This window comes from Paraburkholderia sediminicola, from assembly GCF_046027825.1.
GTDB classification, from domain to species: Bacteria; Pseudomonadota; Gammaproteobacteria; order Burkholderiales; family Burkholderiaceae; genus Paraburkholderia; species Paraburkholderia sediminicola_D.
In genome coordinates, this window is the sequence record NZ_JAQQDU010000042.1 from 1 (window position 1) to 22,882 (window position 22,882).

At 62.0% G+C, this 22,882-nt stretch carries 22 protein-coding genes and 1 tRNA gene; 11 read left to right on the forward strand and 12 right to left on the reverse strand.

Annotated features, from left to right (window positions below; genetic code table 11):
• The coding region (locus tag PQQ96_RS22335; protein WP_408296658.1) for a hypothetical protein at positions 1-272 on the reverse strand (272 nt) is incomplete at its 3' end.
• A 98-nt stretch (positions 273-370) separates the two neighbouring features.
• On the opposite strand from PQQ96_RS22335, the gene PQQ96_RS22340 reads away from it, so the two are divergent.
• The 3 genes from PQQ96_RS22340 to otsA all read left to right on the forward strand — a co-directional run bounded on the left by PQQ96_RS22340 (position 371) and on the right by otsA (position 2,621).
• Positions 371-613 (forward strand): hypothetical protein, encoded by a 243-nt coding sequence (locus PQQ96_RS22340; RefSeq protein ID WP_408296661.1) that lies wholly within the window; start codon positions 371-373, stop codon positions 611-613.
• Positions 614-766: 153 nt separating this feature from the next.
• A complete protein-coding gene (locus PQQ96_RS22345) occupies positions 767-979 on the forward strand; it encodes a hypothetical protein (RefSeq protein WP_408296664.1) in 213 nt (70 codons plus the stop codon).
• Positions 980-1,190: 211 nt separating this feature from the next.
• A complete protein-coding gene (gene otsA, locus PQQ96_RS22350; protein WP_408296667.1) occupies positions 1,191-2,621 on the forward strand; it encodes an alpha,alpha-trehalose-phosphate synthase (UDP-forming) in 1,431 nt (476 codons plus the stop codon).
• Positions 2,622-2,895: 274 nt separating this feature from the next.
• Here the strand turns inward: otsA and PQQ96_RS22355 are convergent, their stop codons facing one another.
• The 5 genes from PQQ96_RS22355 to PQQ96_RS22375 form a co-directional block, all read right to left on the reverse strand.
• Positions 2,896-4,317: an MFS transporter gene (locus PQQ96_RS22355; protein WP_408296670.1), complete on the reverse strand. Its 1,422-nt coding sequence runs from the start codon at positions 4,315-4,317 to the stop codon at positions 2,896-2,898.
• A gap of 171 nt (positions 4,318-4,488) precedes the next feature.
• Positions 4,489-4,992 carry a YbhB/YbcL family Raf kinase inhibitor-like protein gene (locus PQQ96_RS22360; RefSeq protein WP_121109584.1) on the reverse strand — a complete coding sequence of 168 codons (504 nt, stop codon included), beginning with the start codon at positions 4,990-4,992 and terminating at the stop codon, positions 4,489-4,491.
• 196 nt (positions 4,993-5,188) lie between these two features.
• Positions 5,189-5,635, reverse strand: a complete 447-nt coding sequence (locus tag PQQ96_RS22365) for a very short patch repair endonuclease (protein ID WP_408296673.1) — start codon at positions 5,633-5,635, stop codon at positions 5,189-5,191.
• A gap of 30 nt (positions 5,636-5,665) precedes the next feature.
• Positions 5,666-6,949 (reverse strand): DNA (cytosine-5-)-methyltransferase, encoded by a 1,284-nt coding sequence (gene dcm, locus PQQ96_RS22370; protein WP_408296676.1) that lies wholly within the window; start codon positions 6,947-6,949, stop codon positions 5,666-5,668.
• A 272-nt stretch (positions 6,950-7,221) separates the two neighbouring features.
• The gene (locus PQQ96_RS22375; RefSeq protein ID WP_408296679.1) at positions 7,222-7,548 is read right to left on the reverse strand and encodes a hypothetical protein; all 327 of its coding nucleotides are present in this window, start codon (positions 7,546-7,548) and stop codon (positions 7,222-7,224) included.
• 177 nt (positions 7,549-7,725) lie between these two features.
• On the opposite strand from PQQ96_RS22375, the gene PQQ96_RS22380 reads away from it, so the two are divergent.
• The 3 genes from PQQ96_RS22380 to PQQ96_RS22390 all read left to right on the forward strand — a co-directional run bounded on the left by PQQ96_RS22380 (position 7,726) and on the right by PQQ96_RS22390 (position 9,279).
• Entirely contained in the window at positions 7,726-7,917 is a 192-nt protein-coding gene (locus tag PQQ96_RS22380; protein ID WP_408296682.1) for a CsbD family protein, read from the forward strand.
• Positions 7,918-8,137: 220 nt separating this feature from the next.
• Entirely contained in the window at positions 8,138-8,359 is a 222-nt protein-coding gene (locus tag PQQ96_RS22385) for a hypothetical protein (protein WP_408296684.1), read from the forward strand.
• A 212-nt stretch (positions 8,360-8,571) separates the two neighbouring features.
• A complete protein-coding gene (locus tag PQQ96_RS22390) occupies positions 8,572-9,279 on the forward strand; it encodes a glutathione S-transferase N-terminal domain-containing protein (RefSeq protein WP_408296687.1) in 708 nt (235 codons plus the stop codon).
• Between the two features lie 49 nt (positions 9,280-9,328).
• On the opposite strand, the gene PQQ96_RS22395 is transcribed toward PQQ96_RS22390, so the two are convergent.
• The 3 genes from PQQ96_RS22395 to PQQ96_RS22405 all read right to left on the reverse strand — a co-directional run bounded on the left by PQQ96_RS22395 (position 9,329) and on the right by PQQ96_RS22405 (position 10,292).
• Positions 9,329-9,487 (reverse strand): hypothetical protein, encoded by a 159-nt coding sequence (locus PQQ96_RS22395; RefSeq protein WP_408296689.1) that lies wholly within the window; start codon positions 9,485-9,487, stop codon positions 9,329-9,331.
• A gap of 307 nt (positions 9,488-9,794) precedes the next feature.
• Positions 9,795-9,869 (reverse strand) — tRNA-Arg (locus PQQ96_RS22400).
• 231 nt (positions 9,870-10,100) lie between these two features.
• On the reverse strand, positions 10,101-10,292 hold the full coding sequence (locus PQQ96_RS22405; protein WP_408296692.1) for a rubredoxin: 192 nt from the start codon (positions 10,290-10,292) through the stop codon (positions 10,101-10,103).
• Between the two features lie 327 nt (positions 10,293-10,619).
• Here PQQ96_RS22405 and PQQ96_RS22410 point away from each other — a divergent pair, with 327 nt between their 5' ends.
• Both PQQ96_RS22410 and PQQ96_RS22415 read left to right on the forward strand, forming a co-directional pair.
• Complete coding sequence (locus PQQ96_RS22410; RefSeq protein WP_408296695.1) at positions 10,620-11,021, forward strand: DUF4399 domain-containing protein; 402 nt, start codon at positions 10,620-10,622, stop codon at positions 11,019-11,021.
• A 173-nt stretch (positions 11,022-11,194) separates the two neighbouring features.
• Complete coding sequence (locus tag PQQ96_RS22415) at positions 11,195-13,117, forward strand: ATP-binding cassette domain-containing protein (RefSeq protein ID WP_408296698.1); 1,923 nt, start codon at positions 11,195-11,197, stop codon at positions 13,115-13,117.
• A 114-nt stretch (positions 13,118-13,231) separates the two neighbouring features.
• On the opposite strand, the gene PQQ96_RS22420 is transcribed toward PQQ96_RS22415, so the two are convergent.
• Positions 13,232-13,480, reverse strand: coding sequence for a hypothetical protein (locus tag PQQ96_RS22420; protein WP_408296701.1), 249 nt, complete (start codon positions 13,478-13,480; stop codon positions 13,232-13,234).
• 54 nt (positions 13,481-13,534) lie between these two features.
• Here PQQ96_RS22420 and PQQ96_RS22425 point away from each other — a divergent pair, with 54 nt between their 5' ends.
• The 3 genes from PQQ96_RS22425 to PQQ96_RS22435 all read left to right on the forward strand — a co-directional run bounded on the left by PQQ96_RS22425 (position 13,535) and on the right by PQQ96_RS22435 (position 18,682).
• Positions 13,535-15,520 (forward strand): DNA topoisomerase IV subunit B, encoded by a 1,986-nt coding sequence (locus tag PQQ96_RS22425; protein WP_408296704.1) that lies wholly within the window; start codon positions 13,535-13,537, stop codon positions 15,518-15,520.
• A 62-nt stretch (positions 15,521-15,582) separates the two neighbouring features.
• On the forward strand, positions 15,583-17,907 hold the full coding sequence (gene parC / locus PQQ96_RS22430; RefSeq protein WP_408296707.1) for a DNA topoisomerase IV subunit A: 2,325 nt from the start codon (positions 15,583-15,585) through the stop codon (positions 17,905-17,907).
• A gap of 316 nt (positions 17,908-18,223) precedes the next feature.
• A complete protein-coding gene (locus PQQ96_RS22435; protein ID WP_120303622.1) occupies positions 18,224-18,682 on the forward strand; it encodes a CopD family protein in 459 nt (152 codons plus the stop codon).
• A gap of 20 nt (positions 18,683-18,702) precedes the next feature.
• On the opposite strand, the gene PQQ96_RS22440 is transcribed toward PQQ96_RS22435, so the two are convergent.
• Together PQQ96_RS22440 and PQQ96_RS22445 are read right to left on the reverse strand one after the other, a co-directional pair.
• Entirely contained in the window at positions 18,703-19,911 is a 1,209-nt protein-coding gene (locus tag PQQ96_RS22440; protein WP_408296710.1) for a chromate transporter, read from the reverse strand.
• 221 nt (positions 19,912-20,132) lie between these two features.
• Positions 20,133-22,499 carry a bifunctional diguanylate cyclase/phosphodiesterase gene (locus PQQ96_RS22445; RefSeq protein WP_408296713.1) on the reverse strand — a complete coding sequence of 789 codons (2,367 nt, stop codon included), beginning with the start codon at positions 22,497-22,499 and terminating at the stop codon, positions 20,133-20,135.
• Positions 22,500-22,882 lie beyond the last annotated feature (383 nt).

Below are 22,882 nucleotides of genomic sequence, written 5' to 3' on the forward strand. Positions count from 1 at the left end.
GGCGGTTTGAGCCGCTTTCTCTTGCCTACTTCTCTTTGCGGCGGCAAAGAGAAGTAGGTGCCTGCCCCGCACAGGGGCGACGCTAATAGACCACTAACAAAACAAGGAAAGGCCAACGCCACAGGCAAACAGACAATAAGCGCCGCGAAGGCAAAAAGAACAAGCAAAGCCCAACGCCGCAGGCAACCAACCACGAGCGCCGAGCAGGCAAACAGCTCAAAAAAGTCCAAAGAGGCGAAAATAAGAAAAGGCCAAACGAGAACCAGGCACAACCACATACGCCGTAGGTAACAAACCCCGCCCACGGCGGCCCCTCCCCGGCATAGGCCTTGCTGCGATTCACAGGAACGCAAACACGAGGACAACCGTCATGCCGGAACACGCTGCCACCAACGCGCCCGCGAGCGCTCTCCCGAAACACGCTCACCGTCCGGAGCCAATCGAGCCGCCGACGCCGGATCCTGCCGAACCCGACACGACTCCGAACCCAAGTCCAACACCAGACCCGATGGAACCAGTCGCTCCACCAATCGGCGATCCGCCCCCCCAGCCCACGCAAACGCCCCAAGCCAGTCGCCGCCAGCCGTCACAGACCGCACGCATGCAACTCTGACATGTTCAGTACGCTGAGCCACAGTCCGACACATCGAATTTATGTACTTGTTACAAAACCGGCGCATCTTTTACCGGCAATTTGCCGTCGTGACCCCTAGACTGTATTGATGCCGCTCCCGATGGCGGCGGGCTTCCCCAAGAGGCATCGATCATGAGACATCCAGCACTGCGACGTTCCGCGCGCCACTCGAAGCGCGATGCCCGGCCAGGCACCAGCAACAGCAGTCCGCCGGAATCGCCAGACCCGGCAGCACAGAACCGCGTCGCGCCCAATGCGCCGCCAGACGGCGAGCACAACCAGGGCGGCGTGCGTCAGGAAGGGCTGGAGTACCAGCGCGATCTCGGCTCGGAGCAGGACGCCTGAACCCGTCTGACGGCCGGTAAGAAGGGTCCCGGTTTCGTCATACAAAGCGGAAAAAAATTCTTCGCGGTGCTTCGATGTCGCGCGTTTCTGCTCGTCCGTCACATTTGCACACATTTTTATTTCTGGCATCTCAAAAAACGGCACGCGACTTGCATGCACCTTTTTGGCACATATCCGTATGCAACGAAACAACTGACCAGGTGGAGTATCAATGAGCAGACTGATCGTGGTATCGAATCGTGTGGCGCCGATCCAGGAAGGCCGTCCCGCGGCAGGTGGCCTCGCGATCGGCGTGCTGGACGCGTTGAAGGAAACCGGCGGAGTCTGGTTCGGCTGGAGCGGTGAGACGGTGAGCGAGCCGTCCTCGCCAGTGATTGAGAAGCAGGGCAATGTGACGTACGCGACGGTGGGACTCACCAAGCGCGACTATGACCAGTACTATCGCGGCTTTTCCAACGCGACACTGTGGCCGACGTTCCACTATCGCAACGATCTGTCGCGCTACGACCGGCAGGAATACGCGGGCTATCAGCGCGTCAACGCGACGCTCGCCAAACAGCTCAAAGAGCTGCTCAAACCCGATGACATCATCTGGGTGCACGACTATCATCTGCTGCCGTTCGCGCGCTGTCTGCGTGAGCTAGGTGTGAAGAATCCGATCGGCTTCTTCCTGCATATTCCGTTTCCGGTTCCGGAAGTACTCCGCACGATTCCGCCGCACGACGAACTGGTCAAGGCAATGTGCAGCTATGACGTGGTCGGTTTCCAGACCGAAGCGGACCGCCAGTCGTTCGTCGACTTTATCGAGCGCGGCCAGCACGGCACCTCGAGCGAAGACGGCATGGTGCACGCCTACAACCGTTTCCTGAAAGTGGGCGCGTACCCGATCGGTATCTATCCCGATGCAATCGCCAAGGCCGCCGAGCAATTCACCGACCGTAAGCCGGTGCGCAGCCTGCGTGACGGCATGCGCGGGCGCAAGCTGATCATGAGCGTCGACCGGCTCGATTATTCGAAGGGTCTGGTGGAGCGCTTTCAGGCGTTCGAACGGCTGCTGCTGAATGCACCAGGGTGGCACGGGCGCGTTTCGCTGGTGCAGATCGCGCCTCCGACACGCGCTGACGTGGCGACCTACCAGCGCATTCGTCAGACGCTAGAGGGCGAAGCCGGCCGCATCAACGGCCGGTTCGCGCAACTCGACTGGACGCCGATCCAGTATCTGAACCGCAAGTACGAGCGCAATCTGCTGATGGCGCTGTTCCGTCAATCGCAGGTCGGCTATGTGACGCCGCTGCGCGACGGCATGAACCTGGTTGCCAAGGAGTACGTTGCATCGCAGGATCCGGCCGATCCGGGCGTACTCGTGTTGTCGCAATTTGCCGGCGCGGCCGAGCAACTGCCGGGGGCGCTGGTCGTCAATCCGTTCGATCTGTCGCAGATGGCCGAGGCGCTGGAGCGCGCGCTGTCGATGTCGCTCGCCGAGCGTCAGGCGCGTCATGCGGACATGATGGCACCGATGCGTGAGAACAATCTGTCGGTCTGGCGCGATACGTTCCTGGGCGATCTGCGCAACGTCACGACTGCCGCTTCGGTGACGGCCAAAGCGGTAAAGCTCGCTGACGTGACGGCATCGTCGTCGTAGCCGCATCATCGACGGCGGCGTGGATGCCTTCAAGGGCCGCGCGCGCTGATCACGTCGAACTGTTTGGAAAAGAACGACTGAAGCATTAAAAAGGGCGCGGACCGCAGCGTGCGATTCGCGCCCTTGTTGTATCGGGGTTCAGGCGGATAACCTGCTCAGACCGATTATGCGCGTAGGCTTGAAACGTATTCTGGCAGCCACGCATTCAGATCGGCGAGCGGTGAAGCCTGCCATGCGCTTACGCCGCTTACGCCGCTCACGCCGCTCACGCCGCTCACGCCGCTTGCACGGTGACAGGCTGGATCACGCGCAGCGTGCTGACCACGGCAGCGACCGCTGAAAAGCACGCGGCCACATACAGCACGATAGTCGGCCCATGCTGCGGTGCGATGCCGAAGATCAGCGCGACCAGCGCTGCGCCCAGCGTCTGTCCGGTCAGGCGCGCGGTGCCGAGCATGCCGCTCGCGCCGCCGCTGCGCTCACGCGGCGCGGCGGATAACATGGTCCGGTTGTTGGGCGACTGGAAGATGCCGAACCCCGCACCGCACAGCGCCATGCGCCACGCGATCTGCATGGGCTCAGGATGCGCGCCGAGGGTGGCGAGCAGCAGCAGGCCCGCCGTCATCGCAACGAGTCCGACGCCGCCCAGCCATCCGGACGACACCTTGTCCGACAGCATACCGGCAATCGGTGCGGCGATGATAATCACCGCCGGCCACGGCGTCATCAGCAAACCCGTGTCTACCTGCGAAAAACCCAGCGTGTCCTGCAGCAGAAACGGCAACGACACGAAGGCCAGCATCTGCGCGCAGAACGAACAGATCGAGGTGCCGACCGACAGGGCGAACACCGGAATTTTCAGCAAATCGATTGGCAGCAAGGGCGCGGACTGGGTCAACTGACGGCGCACGAAGAAGTAACCGATCACCACCGCGCCGAGTGCCTGCGCGACAACCCAGCCGAAGCGCTCGCCGTGGCCGAGACCGTCGACGGCGAAAATCAGCAGACCGAACACGAACGCGTTCATCACCGCGCTCAGATAGTCATAGGGCGAATCGTGGCCGGGATTCATCGGCAGCGCCTTGAAGCCGCCGACGATCGCCGCGATCCCGATCGGCACATTGATCGCGAACAGCCACGGCCACGAGGCGACGGCGAGCACGCCGGAAGCGACTGTCGGCCCGACCGCGGACGACACCGCGACCACCATCGCGTTGATTGCAACGCCGCGGCCGAGCTGCGCGGGCGGATAGATCATGCGCACGAGCGCGGTGTTTACGCTCATGATCCCCGCCGCGCCGAAGCCCTGGACCACGCGGGCGAGTGCGAGCGTCGGCAGCGAGGTGGATAACGCGCAACCGAACGACGACACGGTGAACAGGATCAGCCCGCCCAGGTAAATCCGCCGGTAGCCGATGCGATCGCCGAGCGACGCGAGCGGCAGCAGTGAAATGGTGATGGCGAGCTGGTAAGCGTTGACGACCCAGATCGAGCCGGCTGCGCTCGCATGCAGATTGCGCGCGATGGTCGGCAGCGCCACGTTGGCGATCGCGCTGTCGAGCACTGCGAGTGTGAGGGCGAGGGCGATAACCAGCATCGCCCAGTAGCGTTGCGGAATCGGCAAGCCTTGTTCGGTGCTGTCCGCGAACTGGGTGCCGGCGGCGGCTGGAGCAACAGGGGCGGCATCAGCCGGCATCGGACTGTCCTTGCGCGATGGTTGTGCGTGCATCGTTCTTTTGATTTGGCGTGCGGTGGCTCATCGTTTCTGCGATGAGCCACGCGCGCTGCTTACCGTCCTGGAAAAGCAGGACGGCAAGCAGCGACGATACCGGCGCTGCGACAGCACACCGGCATCGCATCTCACGCGTTACTTGAGTTCGTACAGACCGGTGTGCGTGGTCGAGTCGAGTTCGTTGAGATGCGTCATGAAGCGCGCGACCGCATTGGTGGTGTCCGCGTTGATCGGCAGATGCGGCACCTTCAGCGCGTGCAGGCGGAAGATGTAGCGATGCGTCCTGTCGCCACGCGGCGGCGCGGCGCCGCCGAAGCCGACCGTGCCGTAGTCGTTGCGCAACTGCAGCGCGCCTTGCGGCAGCAGCGAGCCATCGGCCTTGCCGGCGTTGCGCGGTAGTGAGCGGACGTCAGCCGGAATGTTGACGACGACCCAGTGCCAGAAGCCGCTGCCGGTGGGCGCGTCGGGATCGTGAACGGTGAGTGCGAAGCTTTGGGTGTCGGCCGGCGGCGCATCCCACTGCAACGTGGGCGAGATGTTCTCGCCGTCCACACCGAAGGCCTTGTCGTGGTATTCGTGGGCTTTCGGCATAAAGCCGTTGGTGGGGAAATCGTCGGACCAGAGACGGAAATCAGCCATTGTGTGCCTCCCTTCTTGAGTGGTTCTGGGATAGTCGGGGGCGTGTCTTTTTGCTGCAGGCCTGCAACTGGACTGTTGCGGGATTGCTGGCGGATGATGGCCGCGCCGGCACGCAAAAAATACCCCGAGTTAGCCAATCGAGTGTATCACCAGCGGCGTCAAGATTCGCTCGAGCCGGGCAGGCTACAGGCAGCTTTCAGCCGCGCTCCTCGAAACGCGGCGCGTCGCTCTTCAACCACTCGACGAGCCGCTGCAACACGCCCTCGATATCGCGATTCGCGCCACGCAAAGCACATTCCCACACCACGCCGACGCGCCACCCGCCTGCGAGCAGCGCCGCCTGAACCTTGTCGTCGTTGCTGCGATTACGGCCGATCTTGTCGCGCCAGAACTCAGGCCGCGTTTGCGGCCATTTGAAAAGATGACAGTCGTGGCCGTGCCAGAAGCAGCCGTGCACCAGCACGACGGCGCGGTAGCGCGGCAGCACGATGTCCGGGCGTCCCGGCAGATCGCGCGCGTCCAGCCGGAAACGAAAGCCCTGGCCATGCAGCAGGCTGCGGATCAGGATTTCCGGTTTCGTGTTGCGGCCGCGTATGCCGGACATCATCCGGCTGCGCGTGGCGCTGTCGACGATATCGACCATCGTCAGCGCCTGGGTAACGGATCAGGCCGCTCAGGAATAGAGCGAAAGGGTTTGCTTCGAACCATGGCGCGTTTCCTCGGCGAGCAGGGTTTGCACATGCGGCAGCATGATGCGCGCCACTTCGCGCATCACCGGCATCACGACACTGTTGCCGAATTGCCGGTAAGCCTGCGTATCGCTGACCGGAATCCTGAAGGTGTCGGGAAAACCCATCAGCCGGGCGCATTCGCGCGGCGTGAGGCGCCGCGGCCGCAACTGCTCGCCCTGATAGACCAGAATCTCCGAGCCGTCCTTGTGATACCGCGCGGAGAGTGTGCGCGTGACGCTGTCGGGATAAGCCATGCCGAAGCCAAAGCCGTTCCCCGCTGCGCGATGCTTTGCCGCGTAGTTTTGCAGATAGGTCCAGAGATTGGGCGTGAGCGTGTACTTCGGTTGCACGCGTTTGCCGGCGTGGTCGAAGAAGCGATCGTGATCCCACGGCAGCACCGGTTCGCTGCCATCCGTACGATGCAGGATCGAGCCTAGGCGCGGGCCGCTTTCCGGCAGACGCAGATCGTCCCAGGAGAACGACGTCTTGCCGCGAAAACCGACAATGATGATGCGCTCCCGATGCTGCGGCGTGAAATGCTGGCCGTCGACCACGCGGTAGTGCACTTCGTAGCCGAGCTCGTCGCGCAAGGTCTGCAGGATGACGTCGAAGGTTCGGCCTTTATCGTGCGAGAGCAGATTCTTCACGTTCTCCAGCAGGAACGCGGCGGGGCGCTTTGCCGCGATGATTCGCGCGACATCGAAAAACAGGGTGCCCTGCGTCGTGCACTCGAAACCGTGCGGCCGGCCCATCGCGTTTTTCTTGCTGACGCCGGCAATCGAGAACGGCTGGCACGGAAAGCCGCCGAGCAGCACGTCGTGGCTCGGCACCTCTTCCGCGGGAAACGAGACGATATCGCCGATCAGCGCGTGTTCGCCGCCGGCAGGGTAGTTCTCGCGATAGGTCTTGGTGGAGAAATCGTTCCACTCGCTTGTAAAGACGCAGTCGCCGCCGTGCGCCTCGAAACCCATGCGAATGCCGCCGATGCCCGCAAACAGATCGACGAAGCGGAACTGGGCGTCGCCCGTCGCCGCACCGGCTTTGGCACGACCGCTACTGTGCAGCAGGTCGCGCAGCGCCGGTTCGAGCATCGACGGACACGGTGTTTCGCCTTTTTCCCAGCGGCGTACCGTCTTGATGTCCTTACCGACGTGCGCGGCGATTTCGCGTTGAGTGAAGCGGGCGCGCGCCTGTTTAAGCAGGTCGAGCGGTGCGGCGAGGGTCACGGATGTCCTTGCTGGGAATTTTTGCGGACATTATGACCTAAGGTCGTCCCTTTTCCCTATTTTCACTGACCGCGAGCAGAAAATTTCTGCTTACTCAAAGACTGTCCCGGCCTAAATGCGAGTGTCACAGTTGGACGTGTAGGCTTGTGGTGTGACGCGAATTCCCCGCGTTGCGACGTGTTCCGGCCGCGACATCGTTCGCGGCCTCTTTTTAGCGGGGAGTAGTCGGGCTGGCCGGCGCGGAAGGCCGGGCCATCAAGGCTTGCAGCGCGTCAGATATGACGGCTGACGGGCACAGGGCGTAGCGGCTGGAACGGCGCGGCGGCTGCCGGAGCCAGCCCATCCCATGCCGGCGGGGGTTCGGCGTCGAACTGGTCGAGTTGCAGCAGGAGGCTGTCCACTGCGCACAGTTGCGCGTGGGACAGGCTGCCGGCGTCGAGCAACTGGTGCAGACGTTTGCGCCAATAGGTGGCCGGCAGAATCGGTCCGCCCAGGTCGCCGTGTAAAGACGGCCGCATGACGCGCCGGATGTGCGCGATATCCTGATCGATCAGCGCCGCCTGGGATGACCCGTTCAGTGCAATGAGTGTGCGTTCCATAGCCCCTCCATGGCACCTTTACGGCAAGCTGCGACGGGACTTTAGGGTCTTTTTAAAATATTTATTGCCATTGGCTTCATAGGGAAAAACGGGCTGGCGCGAGGCGCGGGCACACCCGTTGCTGAATAGAGATACTGGCGTAACGTCGCGCTGGCATTTCCAATATCGGAGCCGAACATGAACAAGGACCAGGTAAAGGGTGTAGGCGAGCAGATCAAGGGCAAGGTCAACGAAGTAGTGGGTAAGGCCACCAACAACCCGGGGAAGGAGCTTAAGGGCGACCTTCAGCAAGGCGCCGGCAAAGTGCAAAAGGCTTATGGCGACGCCAAGGAACAAGCCAAAGACAATGCAAAGCACAAGGCGCCGTAATTTGGTTTGCGGTGTCGCTTGCCGGGAAAAGGCGCTTCGGCGCCTTTTTTGTTTTTGCAGGGCTTCGGGGGCCGGGTTTTAGGGGGTGTCAGGCGTCAGGAATCGGCTGCCGGGCGCCGCGCGGTTTTCGCCTGGGAGTAACCCGGGTTCGGCGCTGTGGATGCTCCACACACCGTGCGTCGCCTTTAGACTTGGCGCATCCAACAGGGAGGAGGCGCGCATGACACCCGGAAAAGTGCTTTCGATGTTTGAGCGGCAGTACCTGGAGGGCAAAACGCCTGTCGACCTCGAACCCACCTGTGCGAGTTTTGCCAGTTGGCTGGCGGCGACGTGGGAGCAACTCGACGGCGAGCAGAGGACGCTGCTGTTGACGGTCGGTGCGGCCTTGTGGCGCGAAGGGTATGACCTGCGCGCCGGTGCGGCGACCAAAGATTTGTGGTGAAGGGTGCCTTCGTGAGGCTATGCGGTAGGGATGAGTGTCGAGTGGCCCCATTCGCGTTGGGGTGAACTGAGGCGGCCGCGCACGCGTTGTGCTGAGTCGGTTTATATTTGGCGGTCGCGCGTTCGGGTCTTGCTTTTCGGTCTTCTGGCCGATTGCTGATTCCCCGTTCCGATTTCCAGCCGCAGCTCTCGCACAAGGGTTACACCGTTACCATGACCGATCTCTCCGCCTTCCCGATCACGAAGAAATGGCCTGCCGAGCATCCGGACCGGATTCAGCTGTATTCGCTGCCGACGCCCAATGGCGTGAAGGTGTCGATCATGCTCGAAGAGACCGGTTTGCCGTATGAGCCGCATCTCGTGCGCTTCGATACCAACGATCAGATGTCTGCTGAGTTTTTGTCGCTGAATCCGAACAACAAGATTCCGGCGATCATCGATCCGAACGGCCCTGACGGCAAACCGCTTCCGTTGTTCGAATCCGGCGCGATTCTGATTTACCTCGCGGACAAGAGCGGCAAATTGATGCCGCAGGATGCCGCTGGCCGTTATGAAGCGATCCAGTGGGTGATGTTCCAGATGGGCGGCATCGGCCCGATGTTCGGGCAGGTCGGTTTCTTCCACAAGTTCGCGGGCAAGGAATACGAAGACAAACGCCCGCGCGATCGTTATATCGCCGAGTCGAAGCGGCTGCTTGGAGTGCTGGATCAGCAGCTCGCAGGGCGCAACTGGATTTTGGGCGATGCTTACTCGATTGCTGATATCGCGACTTTTCCGTGGGTGCGTAATCTGATTGGTTTCTACGAAGCAGGGGATCTGGTCGGGATTGACGAGTTTTCGAATGTGAAGCGGGTGCTGGCTGCGTTCGTTGCGCGTCCGGCCGTGGCGAGGGGATTGGAGATTCCGAAGCGGCCTTCGTGATGGGGTGAGGGCGGTTTGTACGTCGATGACGAGCGAGGCCTAGGTTCGATCAAGGCAACTCGGCCGGATTGCCACCCATCGCTCGAAAAAGGTCGCGCACAAACTCCTCGCTGACAACGTCCCACTCAGGTGACGCATAGAGAACGTCTTCGGGATTCTTCTTGCCCCGTGCGTGACGCAGCGTGCGCACGGTCAATTCGAGAGCCATCGCTTCCTCATATAGAGGGTGGCCGGGGCGGAGGCGGTCGTCGTTTTCCATGCCTGATTTTCGGCATGCACCGAGAATACTTTAGAGGCGCTCGTGTAAGTCGCAACGGTATGAACGGTATGGAAAGCCGGGCTGCACGGGTTGTCCGGAAGGATGTTCGGTATGCAGATGCCTTCAAGTAGACCGACTGCGCACACGAATAGATTGGTACGTTTCGCAACTGTGGGCCATGACGACAGCAAAAAGCCCCGCAGCGCAAGGCTATACGGGGCTTTTGGGCAAAATATGGGAGACGCTGGGCGCTGATTGGTCCCCCCGACAGGAATCGAACCTGTATCTAGCGCTTAGGAGGCACTTGTTCTATCCATTGAACTACGGGGAGAGGACCGAACCCAAATAATCGCTGCAATCCCGCCGACTCACAACCCCAGGCAGGATCCGGCGAGTCCAAATTCGCCAGCGAGCGCAGAGTATATCAAACACGCTCAGCCGCGAGGAGGGCTGCAAAGCCCGTCCCACAAAGCAAACGGCCCAGCAGGCATCACCCACTGGGCCGCGCGAACCGCCCGGCGCACTACGTCAAGCAGCGCACCCCCGGCTCAATCGAGCTAACTCAGAATTCCACCACCGCAAACTCCGCCTTGCCTACATCGCACAGCGGGCAGCGCCAGTCGTCCGGAATCGCGGCGAAGCGCGTGCCCGGGGCGATACCTTCTTCGGGAATACCTTCTTCTTCGTTGTAGATCCAGCCGCAAATCAGGCAGACCCAGCTCTTATATTCAGTCACTTCAATTACTTCGCTCACGACGTACTCTTCTTTGGTTCAGTGCATTGATCCGCCCAGTCTGCCCCTTTTTTGGGCACGGCGGCGACCCGCAATATTACCGGAATTTGACAAACGGACCGCTAATTACCCATGCGGCATCGCCGCAAAGTGCCTGAGACGTGTGCGGGCCCGCGTGACGGACCCCGTCATACACAGCGTGTATGCTTTGATCCGTCGCCCATCTTTTGGACAGGCGCGCCGGGCGCCTGGCATGCGTTGCGACGATCGGCCTCAGGCAACCCGAGCCACAATCGACGCCTGGATGGCCCGCGCATGACTCTCGTTTCCCAAAAAAGGAGAAAAACAATGTTTAAGAACAAATGGTTGGCCGGTACGGTACTGGCCGGGTTGGTCGCCGTAGCGAGCGCGGCGCAGGCCGCTAGTGTGTCTTTCGTGCGGCCGGCGGACGGCGCAACCGTCACCAATCCGGTGCACGTGGTATTCGGCGTCGAAGGAATGACGATCGCGCCGGCCGGCACGATGACGGAAGGCACGGGCCACCATCATCTGCTGATCGACGGTCAGCCGCTCCCAAAGGGCCAAGTGATCCCCGCTAACGACAAATCGCTCCACTTCGGCAAAGGCCAGACCGAAACCGACCTGACGCTGCCGCCGGGTGACCATACGCTGACGTTGCAATTCGGCGACGGCGCACATCGTTCGTACGGCCCGGAGATGAGCAAGACCATCACGGTGCACGTGAAGTAAGCTGGACGTCCAAGCGGACCGGGCGTGTGCACGCACCGCCCGGCCGCGTTTTCCCGCTCAGAATCCGTTTTGCAAGCCGGCCATTTGGCCTATCTCTTCCGGCATACAGGCACCCGCCCGTGCGCCCGGTACAATGAGCAGTTCCGACTCATCGCTGTCTTCTCCAATTCTCCATGTCGCTTTACACCATTACCGGGGCCCAACTGGCGTTCGGTCACGTCGCGTTGCTCGATCACGCGGATTTCTCTCTCGAAGCGGGCGAGCGCGTTGGGCTGATCGGCCGTAACGGCGCGGGCAAGTCGTCGCTGCTGAAAATCGTCGCCGATCTGACCAAGCCTGACGATGGTCTCGTCACGCGTCAGCAGGGCCTGACTTCGGTCTATGTGCCGCAGGAGCCGGAGTTCGATACGGACGACACGGTGTTCGAAGCGGTCGCTGCCGGCTTGACTCACGCCCGCGAGCTGCTGGATCAATACGATGTGGTCGCCAATCAGCTTGCCGACGAGCCGGAAGGCCCGGAGCACGACGCGCTGATGTCGCGCATGAATACGCTGCAATCGGCGCTCGATCATTCGGACGCCTGGAACTGGAGCACGCGCGTGGCCACCACGCTGCAGCAGATCGGTCTGAACGGCGAGGCGCGCGTCGGCTCACTGTCGGGCGGGATGCAAAAGCGCGTCGCGCTGGCGCGCGCGCTGGTCGTGCAGCCGGACGTGCTGCTGCTCGACGAACCAACCAATCACCTCGACTTCGACGGCATCCGCTGGCTCGAGGAACTGTTGGTCTCGCTGCGCGCGGGTCTGCTCTTCATCACCCATGATCGCGCGTTTCTCGACCGTGTCGCTACCCGCATCGTCGAACTGGATCGCGGGCGTCTGCTGTCGTATCCGGGCAATTTCAGCGCTTACCAGACCCGCAAGGCGCAGCAGCTTGAAATCGAGCAAGTCGAAGCAGCCAAGTTCGACAAGCTGCTCGCGCAGGAAGAAGTTTGGATTCGCAAGGGCGTGGAAGCGCGCCGTACGCGCAGCGTCGGCCGGATCGCGCGGCTCGTGGAGATGCGCAACGAGCGTGCCGAGCGCCGCAACGTGCAGGGCAACGTCAAGCTCGACGTGGGTCAAGGTGAGAAGTCCGGCAAGATCGTCGCCGAACTGACCGACGTCACCAAGCGCTACGGTTCGCGCACGGTGGTCTACAACTTCACAGCCACGGTGATGCGCGGCGACAAGATCGGTTTCGTCGGTCCGAACGGTGCGGGCAAGACGACGCTGCTGAAGATGATCCTCGCCGAATTGGCGCCGGATGAAGGCACGGTGCGTGTCGGCACCAATCTGCAGGTCGCCTACTTCGACCAGATGCGCGCGCAACTCGATCTGGATAAGAGTCTCGCCGATACGATCAGCCCGGGCAGCGAGTGGGTCGAAGTCAACGGCCAGAAGAAGCACGTGATGAGCTATCTGGGCGACTTCCTGTTCGCGCCGGAACGCGCGCGTTCGCCGGTCAAGTCGTTGTCGGGCGGCGAGCGCAATCGCCTGCTGCTGGCGCGTCTGTTCGCGCGGCCGGCCAACGTGCTGGTGCTCGACGAACCGACCAACGACCTTGACATCCCGACGCTCGAATTGCTCGAAGAGCTGCTCACCGAGTATGACGGCACCGTGCTGCTGGTCAGCCACGATCGTGCGTTTCTGGATAACGTCGCGACCTCGGTGATCGCTTCGGAAGGCGCGGGCAAGTGGCGCGAGTATGTCGGCGGCTTTACCGACTGGCAGATTCAGCGCGACCGCTCGCAGCAGATGGCGCAGGAAGCGCAGAAAGAAGCGGCCAAAGAAGTGGCGGCGAAAGACGGTGGCGCGGGCCGCAATACGCAGCGCGCCGCCAAGCTGTCGTTCAAGGACCAGCGCGAACTCGAGGCATTGCCGGCGAAAATTGCCGCGCTCGAAGCTGAGCAGAAAACCATCGGCGCTCAACTCGAAGACGGTTCGGTTTTCGCGAAAGACGCTCAGGAAGGTACGCGTCTGACCGAGCGCTACGCCGCTATCGACGAAGAATTGCTGATCGCGCTGGAACGCTGGGACGAGCTGGAAAACAAGCGCAAGTGAGGCGCGGGGGCGGCGCGATCCGAGGTTGCGCCGACGTCACGTCCATGTCAGGGGCCGGGGCTGCGCGGCAGTCTCGTAGCGGTCTCATAATAGGCCGCACGCGAGCGCCGTCCCTTATCCAAACGGCCAGTTCCGCACGTCGTGAATTGCCGCCCGTATCGAAATCAGTAAAATACCCCGCGAACAGGCTTCCCCCGGCGTTCGCACCGGCTGGCCGTTGCCGCGCAGTTGAGCCGGCATCGAGCCACCGTCGAGCGCGCCCATGGGAAGCCAGGCGACAAAACAGCTTGCCCGCACTGCGGGCACCCCATCTAACCCCGTTGTTTCGTTTCGCTTTTTTTGAAAACTCAACGCATTGTCCACGGACCTGTCCACAGGACCTGTGGACAACGATGAACCGACGCACCCGAGTCAACCATGTCTACGAAAAAGCCAAACGCCGCGTATAGCGAAGCGTCGATCAAGGTGTTGAAGGGCCTGGAGCCGGTCAAGCAACGGCCCGGGATGTACACCCGCACCGAAAATCCGCTGCACATCATTCAGGAAGTTATCGACAACGCGTCGGACGAGGCCCTTGGCGGCCACGGCCGGCAAATCACGGTCACGCTGCACGCGGACCATTCGGTCTCGGTCGAAGACGATGGCCGTGGCATTCCGTTCGGCCTGCATCCGGAAGAAGGCGTGCCGGTTGTCGAAATCGTTTTCACGCGCCTGCACGCAGGCGGTAAGTTCGATAAAGCCGCCGGCGGCGCCTACACGTTCTCGGGCGGCCTGCACGGCGTCGGCGTGTCGGTCACCAACGCGCTGTCCACCCGCCTCGACGTCACCGTGTGGCGCGACGGCAAAATCGCCGAATTGAGCTTTGCCAACGGCGACGTCGCGAAGCAGCTTGAAGTACGCCCCGCGACCAAAGGCGACAAGAAGTCCGGCACGCGTGTCACGGCGTGGGCCAATCCGAAGTACTTCGATTCGCCGAACCTGCCGCTCGGCGAGCTGCAACGTCTGCTGCGCTCGAAAGCGGTGCTGCTGCCGGGCGTCGAAGTCACGCTGATCAACGAGAAAACCGGCGAAACGCAAACCTGGAAATACGAAGACGGTTTGCGCGGCTACCTGCTCGAAGGCATGAACGGCAGCGATCTGCTGATCCCGCTGTTCGAAGGCGAGCGCTTTGTCGAAAACTCGCGCACCAGCGAAGAGACGTTTGCTGAAGGTGAGGGCGCCACGTGGGTCGTCGCGTGGAGCGAAGAAGGTCCGCTCATGCGCGAGTCGTACGTCAATCTGATTCCGACGCCCGCGGGCGGTACGCACGAATCGGGTTTGCGTGACGGTCTGTTCCAGGCGGTGAAGAGCTTTGTCGAGTTGCATAACCTGCAGCCGAAGGGCGTCAAACTGCTGGCGGAAGACGTGTTCGCGCGCGTGTCGTTCGTGCTGTCGGCGAAGGTGCTCGATCCGCAATTCCAAGGGCAGATCAAGGAGCGCCTGAATAGCCGCGATGCGGTGAAACTGGTGTCGTCGTTCTCGCGGCCGGCTTTGGAGCTGTGGCTGAATCAGCACGTCGAGCACGGCAAGAAACTCGCCGACCTCGTCATCAAGCAGGCGCAGGCGCGTACGCGTGCCGGCCAGAAGGTTGAAAAGCGCAAGAGCTCGGGCGTGGCCGTTCTGCCGGGCAAGCTGACCGATTGCGAATCGACGGAAATCGGCCGCAACGAGCTGTTCCTGGTCGAGGGTGACTCGGCGGGTGGTTCGGCAAAGATGGGCCGCGACAAGGAATATCAGGCGATCCTGCCGCTGCGCGGCAAGGTGCTGAACACGTGGGAAACCGAGCGCGACCGGCTGTTCGCCAACAACGAAGTGCACGACATTTCGGTGGCGATCGGCGTCGATCCGCATAGCCCGGACGATAAAGTCGATCTGTCGAATCTGCGTTACGGCAAGATCTGTATCTTGTCGGACGCTGACGTCGACGGTTCGCACATCCAGGTGCTGCTGCTCACGCTGTTCTTCAAGCATTTCCCGCAACTGATCGAGCGCGGCCATGTGTGCGTGGCGCGTCCGCCGCTGTTCCGGGTCGACGCACCCGCGCGCGGCAAGAAGCCGGCCCAAAAACTCTACGCACTCGATGAAGGCGAACTCGAGGCGATTCTCGACAAGCTGCGCAAGGACGGTGTGCGCGAGACGCAGTGGTCTATCAGCCGCTTCAAAGGCCTCGGCGAAATGAGCGCCGAGCAGTTGTGGGACACGACGATGAACCCCGACACGCGGCGCCTGACGCCGGTGGCACTCGGCGAACTCGACTACGACGCCACGGTGGCGCGTATGACGATGCTGATGGGCAAGGGCGAAGCGGCGTCGCGGCGCAGCTGGCTGGAAGAAAAGGGCAACGACGTGGAAGCGGATATCTGAGCGCGCTAACAGCGCCTTAGTTGAACCACTCACATCACGCCAAACACGGATACGGAATCTAGATGGACGACGATAACACTCTCGACCTTTTCACCGAGCCGCCGCCCCCGGAAGGCGACTTCCTGACGCTCGGCAATTATGCGGAACGCCAGTACCTTGACTACGCCGTGAGCGTGGTCAAGGGCCGCGCGTTGCCGGATGTATGCGACGGCCAGAAGCCGGTGCAGCGCCGGATCCTGTACGCCATGAACGACATGGGCCTCGGCGACAACGCCAAGCCCGTGAAGTCGGCGCGCGTGGTCGGCGACGTGTTGGGTAAGTACCACCCGCACGGCGACCAGTCAGCGTACGACGCGTTGGTGCGTCTCGCGCAAGACTTCTCGATGCGCTATCCGCTGATCGACGGCCAGGGCAACTTCGGTTCGCGCGACGGCGACGGCGCAGCGGCGATGCGGTACACCGAAGCGCGTCTGACGCCGATCGCGAAGCTGCTGCTCGATGAGATTGACCAGGGCACGGTCGATTTCATGAAGAACTACGACGGCGAGTTCGAAGAACCGAGGCTGTTGCCTGGGCGCTTGCCGTTCGTCTTGTTGAACGGCGCATCCGGCATTGCGGTGGGATTGGCCACGGAAATCCCGTCGCACAACCTGCGCGAAGTGGCGGCCGCGGCAGTCGCGACGATCCGTAATCCGAAGATCGAGCACGCCGAGTTGATGCAACACATCGCCGGGCCGGACTTCCCGGGCGGCGGCCAGATCATTTCGAGCGACGCCGAGATTTCCGCGGCCTATGAAAGTGGCCGCGGCAGTCTGAAGGTACGCGCCCGCTGGAAGATCGAAGAGCTCGCGCGTGGCCAGTGGCAACTGGTGATCACCGAACTGCCGCCGAACACCGCCGCTCAGAAGGTGCTTGAAGAAATCGAAGAGCAGACCAACCCGAAAATCAAGCTCGGCAAGAAGGCGCTCACGCCCGAACAGTTGCAGACCAAGCAGACCATGCTCGCGCTACTCGACGCGGTGCGCGACGAGTCGGGCAGGGACGCACCGGTGCGTCTCGTGTTCGAGCCGAAGTCGAGCCGCATCGATCAGACCGATTTCGTCAACACGTTGCTCGCGCATACAAGCCTCGAATCGAACGCGTCGCTCAATATGGTGATGGTGGGCGGCGATGGCCGGCCGCGTCAGAAGGGCTTGAGCGAAATCATCCACGAGTGGATCGCGTTCCGTTTCGCGACGGTCACGCGCCGTACGCGTCATCGGTTGAGCAAGGTCGACGACCGGATCCATATCCTCGAAGGCCGGATGATCGTCTTCCTGAATATCGACGAGGTGATCCGCATCATCCGCGAATCGGACGAACCGAAGGCCGCGCTGATGGCGGCGTTCGGCTTGTCGGATCGCCAGACCGAAGACATTCTCGAAATCCGCTTGCGTCAGTTGGCGCGACTCGAGAAGATCAAGATCGAGAAGGAACTGTCCGAACTGCGCGACGAGAAGGCCAAGCTCGAAGAACTGCTCGGCAGCGAATCCGCGATGAAGCGTCTGCTCATCAAGGAAATTGAAGGCGACGCGAAGCAATACGGCGACGAGCGTCGCACGCTAATCCAGCAGGAAAAGCGCGCCACGTTCGAAGCACGGGTGGTCGACGAGCCGGTTACGGTGGTGGTGTCACAGAAGGGCTGGGTACGCGCGCTGAAGGGCCACGGTCTGGATGTGGCCGGCTTCACGTTCAAGGCCGGCGACGGGCTCTATGCAGCGTTCCAGTGCCGCACGCCGGATACGCTGGTCGCGTGGGGTAGCAATGGTCGCGTCTATTCGGTGGCGGTGGCCTTGCTGCCCGGCGGGCGGGGCGATGGCGTGCCGGTCACGTCGCTGATCGAACTTGAGTCGGGCAGCCATCTGATGCATTACTACGCGGCTTCCGCGGATCAGGCGTTGCTGCTCGCATCGAGCAACGGTTTCGGCTTTATCGCCAAAGTCGGTGATATGGTGAGCCGCGTGAAGGCCGGCAAGTCGTTCATGACGATCGACGCGGGCGCCGCGCCGCTTGCACCCATGCCGATGTTGCCGGATGCGACGCATATCGCCTGTTTGTCTTCGGGTGGACGCCTGCTGGTGTTCGGCCTCGACGAGATGAAGACGCTCTCGGGCGGCGGACGCGGCGTCACGCTGATGGCGCTCGACGATAACGAAACGTTGGTGCAGGCGCTGTCCATCAACAAGGCGGGCGTGGTGTTGATCGGCACGCGCCGCGGCGGTCGTGTCGACGAAGAGAAGGTGAGCGGTGCCACACTCACGCCGCATATTGGCAAGCGGGCGCGCAAGGGGCGTGCGCCGGAGAGCAAGATGAAGCTCGACGGTATGCGTCCGGTGCCCGCTGCTTAATAGAAGAAGCAGTAGAAGCAGCAGAAGCAGTAGCTAGAAGTAGTTGGAAGCAGGGTAGAGTCAGGCATGAACGCGGCGTGTGCGTCGAAGCGCAAACAGCAACATCGCGCGCTTTAAAGCGCGCGCCGCGCGTAGCAAAAATCCGGGGTGCAGCACCGTCGCGATATCGGGCGCGCTGCAATAACAACTACAAAGAATGTTAAGACACTGCCGGCACATGGAACTGCACGCATAGCGCGCGGTCGAATGCGCTCAATAGCCGCTACAAATATCACTCGTCATAAGCGGTGTGGCATCGTCGGGAGAGGAAAACAACATGAACAAAGCTATCGAACTCGCGCTCTTTTTACATCTGCTCGCCGTCGCGGTTTGGGTCGGTGGGATGGTGTTTGCGCATTTCTGCCTGCGCCCAGCGATTGCCGATCTTTCGCCGCAACTGCGCTTGCCCTTGTGGGAATCGGTGTTCGGCCGCTTCTTCAATTGGGTCGCCGCAGCCGTGCTGGTGATTCTCATCACCGGCGGCTTCCTGCTGATGCAATTCGGCGGCGGTCACGCCACGTGGCCGTTGCATGCCATGGCCGGCCTCGGCATCGTGATGATGCTGATCTTCGGGCACATTCGCTTCGCCGTGTTCCCGCGTATTCGCCGCGCGGTGCAGGCGCAGAAGTGGCCGGACGGCGCGCAGGCGGTCGGCACGATCCGGCGTCTGGTGCTGGTGAATATCGTGCTGGGCGTGGTGACGATCGGTGTGGCAGTGCTGTCACGCGGGTTCTGAAGCGCGGCCACCCCACCTGCCTACGGCATAGCGCCGTAGGCCAGCCACAGCCCACACACGACCGCCACGGTCCCGTACACCACATACACCGGCAGCTTGAGCTTCGCGAAGCACATGCCGGAGAACAGTGCCGTCACCAGATACACCGGTTTGAACGGCACATGCCCTGCAATGCGCAGCACGGCCACCGCAAGAAAAGCGGTGGTGACCGCGCGCAAGATCCGCATGCCATGCTCGAAACGCGGATTGGCCTTCAACTGATGCAGATGCCGCTGCGCCAGCACCACCAGGCAGCCTGACGGCACGAAAAGCGCGAGCGTCGCGATCAGCGCGCCGACCCAGCCATCCACCAGATAGCCGAAGAACGGCACCACATTCAGCAGCGGTCCGGGCGACAGCGGGGATAGCGAAAACGCCAGGGTGAAGTCGTTATCCGACACACCGATCGCCGGCGTAACGAACAGCGTCTTGAGTACCGGCAACGCCGAGAAACCGCCACCGAACAACGTCATGCCTGCACCGGCCAGCCGCGGCCATAGCAGCGCCAGTTCATAGCGATGCGGCAACGGCATGGCGAACAACACCAGCAACACACATAATCCAGTCAGCAACTGCCAGTCGCCCCGGCCGATCGTCACGACGATGCGCGAATCGCGAACCGGACTGACCAGCCAGCCGGTGCCGAAGGCCGCGCCGAGCATGACCACGTAAGCCGCGGGACTGTGCGCATAGAAGAGCGCCACGCAACCGAGCACCGCCGCGATCCATTCGAGCTTGCCGCGCACCAGCGCGCGCGTCTGTTTGTACCAGGTGATCGCGATCAGCGTAGCCAGCACCACACTGAAGTGATTGAGCAAGGTTTGAGAGGCGGCGGCGCGCACGAGCGGCGTGCGATAGAAGATCGCGAACAGCGTCATCAGCGTGAAAAAGGGCAGCACACTCGCAATGCCCGCGACCCAGGCGCCAGCGCGTCCGCGCAGCGCATGTCCCAGTTGTACGGCGACATTGCAGCCCACCGGCCCGGGCACCATCCAGGCCAGCGCGATCAGATCGGAAAAGGCCACGCGCGAGAGCCGTCCCTCGCGTTCTACATAGTGGTTTTCAAGTTGCGCCATCAGCGCGAGGCCGCCCCACGACAGCGCCGACAGGCCGAACACGACCCTGAACAACGTCCATAGTGGTTCCCGTTTTCCTCGCCTGGCGGCATCGTGGCTCGTGATCGTCTGCATGGTGCCGCGGGCCCCCGCATGCAGGCGGCCCGCCCTCTGAGATCATCATTGTGTGTATTCGCGCGGCCGGCAGCCGGCATCGTGCTGTGATGCAGTACAGCGTGAATGTAGCCGGTTTTGTGATGCTGCGGTGGGATATGCGCGGCGCGCTACGTATACGCTTAGCGGCCGCGCGCGGCGCGCATGTGGGTGACACACGCGCCACCGCCGCCGGATCGCGATCAGCTATCGGCGCTCGTGCTGGCGCTTGACACACTGCGGGTGCTGTCGGGTTCACGCGCGGTGCGGTGACCCTTCATGCCGCAGACGCCGAAGCGTTCGAGAAGCGCCGGAATCGCCTCGACCGGCACCGGGCGCGAGAACAGGAAACCCTGCGCCTCGATATGGCCGAGCGCGGCGAGCCATGCAATCTGCTCTTCAGTCTCGGTGCCTTCGACCACCACCGTGAGTCCGAGCGAGCGCGCCAGATTCACAATTGCGGTAACCATCACGCACACGCTGCGGTCGCCGGGAATCGCCTGGATGAACGAACGGTCCACCTTCAGCGTGTCGACGGAGAAACGGTTCAGGTAGGAGAGCGAGGAATAGCCTGTGCCGAAATCGTCGAGCGCGATCCGCACGCCGAGGCGCTTCAACGCGAAGATCTTCTCCGAGACGAGTTCGGGATATTCCATCATCGCCGTCTCGGTGATTTCGAGTTCGAGACGGCGCGCGGAGATGCCGCTTTCCTCGATCGCGTGGGAGATGGTTTCGTACAGATCGCCGCGCCAGAACTGCACCGCGGAGATGTTCACCGCGAGCGACAGCGTGTCGTAACCCTGTTGCTGCCACAACGCCAGTTGACGGCAGGCGGTCTCGATCACGAAGTCGCCGATCGGCACGATCAGTCCGGTGGATTCGGCGACGGGAATGAATTCGTTGGCCGGAATCAGACCGTGTTGCGGATGATTCCAGCGCACCAGCGCTTCAAAGCCGGTGATACAACGGCGCGTCAGATCGATCTTCGGCTGATAGGTGAGAAACAGTTGACCTTCGGCGAGCGCGACGCGCAACTGCTGCTCCCATTTCATCAAATGGTCCGCGCGGTGCGACAACTGCGGCGAATAGAACTGGTAGCAGTTCTTGCCCGCGTCCTTCGCGCTGTACATGGCGAGGTCGGCTTTTTTCAGCAGGTCGATCTCGTTCTCGTTGGCGACCGAGTAGAGCGCGATGCCGATGCTCGCATGCAACACGAACGAACTGCCGCGCACTTCGAAAGGCTTGGAGAACGCGTCGGCCGCCGCTTCGGCGAGTGTGACCGCGCGCTTCTCGACGTCGTCGCCCTTGATCACCACGACGAACTCGTCGCCACCGATGCGGCTCAACGAACCGCCGTCGCCAACCGCGGTGGCGAGACGCGAGGCCGTCATTTGCAGCACGATGTCGCCGGCGTTGTGGCCGAGCGTGTCGTTGACGGTCTTGAAGTTGTCGAGGTCGATGAAGAGAATCGCGAGGCGCCCGAGATTGGTAGGCTGCGCCACGTCATGCCGTAGTGTTTGCAGCGTCGCGTAGCGATTGCGCAACCCGGTCAGCAGATCGTACTCGACCAGATGCGTCATCTCCCGTTCGCGCCCGAGCAGCTTGCCGATCAACCCGGTGGCCACCGCGAAGAAGCTCAGCATCGCGAGCGAGATAAAACCCGCCATCAGCAGGTAGACGTTGCGCGTGTGGTTGTAGTCGGCGAATTCTTCGGCTTGCGAGAGGCCCACCAGCACACCGAGCGGATAGCCGTCAATATGCCGGTACGAGACGATGCGCGTGACGTTGTCGATCGAGTCGACGTAGGTGCCCGACACATGCTCCGAGGTCGGATACGAGCCGCTCGCCGAGAATGAGCCGTTGGCACTGTCGACGCTGCCCGTGCGGCGCGCCAATACCGTGCCGTTGTCCGAGATTACCGCGATCACGCCTTCGCGGCCGATGGCCGCGTTGTTATAGAAGTCGCTGGTGAAATAGCTCGGGTCTTCGGAGACCACCACGACGCCCGCGAACGAGCCGTCGGGATGATTCAAACGCCGCGTCATCTGCAAGGTCCAGTGGCCGGATACGCGGCCGAGCACCGGCTTGCTGATATACAACTGGTCGTCGTTTTCGTGTTCGTGGACCTTGAAGTGTTCACGGTCCGACAGGTCGATGTGTTTGGGATTGAGCTCGGCCGTATTGGCGATCAGCGTGCCGTGCTCGTCGATCAGCGACACCTGTACCAGCGTTTCGCTTTGCACCACGCCTTTTTCCACCGTGCTGGCGAGATCGAAATGATTCGGCGTTTTCTCGAACTCGTATTTGACGAAGCGGGTGATCTGGTCGACCTGGTGAATCGCCTTGACCGTGTGCTGCTCCAGCGCCGCGGAGAGTATCGCGGCAGAGGCCATGGCTTCACGATTAGTGGCTTCTTTCTCAACCGACAGGCGCGCGAAGATAACGGTCCAAAGCAGGATCAGGACCAGCACGCCGAGCGCGGGAATGGCGAGCAAAGCGCGGCGGCGCGGCAGGGCGGAAGCGCGGCGGGGTTTGGCTTCGCGCGGGTCGGAGAAGCGGGGCTGACTCATTGGGTAGCCCGTTCCCTGGCGCCGGCCATTTGCAACTGCGCGAGCATTGACTGCGCTAATTTCATGGGTGGCTGCATGGTGACCAAGGTGCCGCAACTACTGCGCAGGGGAAGGGAGCGTGGCGTCGTGCGTGATCGTCCGCAGGTCACCGGGTACATTTCGATATTACTGAATGCCACTGGATTAAGGAAGCGTCCGCGCATCGGGTATACGCGGGCGCAACATACCGTCCCAGCCGGCTGGGTTCGCAGCCGGCGCGGCCAGCCGTGGGGCCATGACCCGGCAGTTGTTTTCGAATATTTCATCGGGATCCGGAATTCAGGTGTACCAGGCCTCTCGTCATGCATGGCGCATTAATCACGCTAACGGTGCGGCGTTTTGTG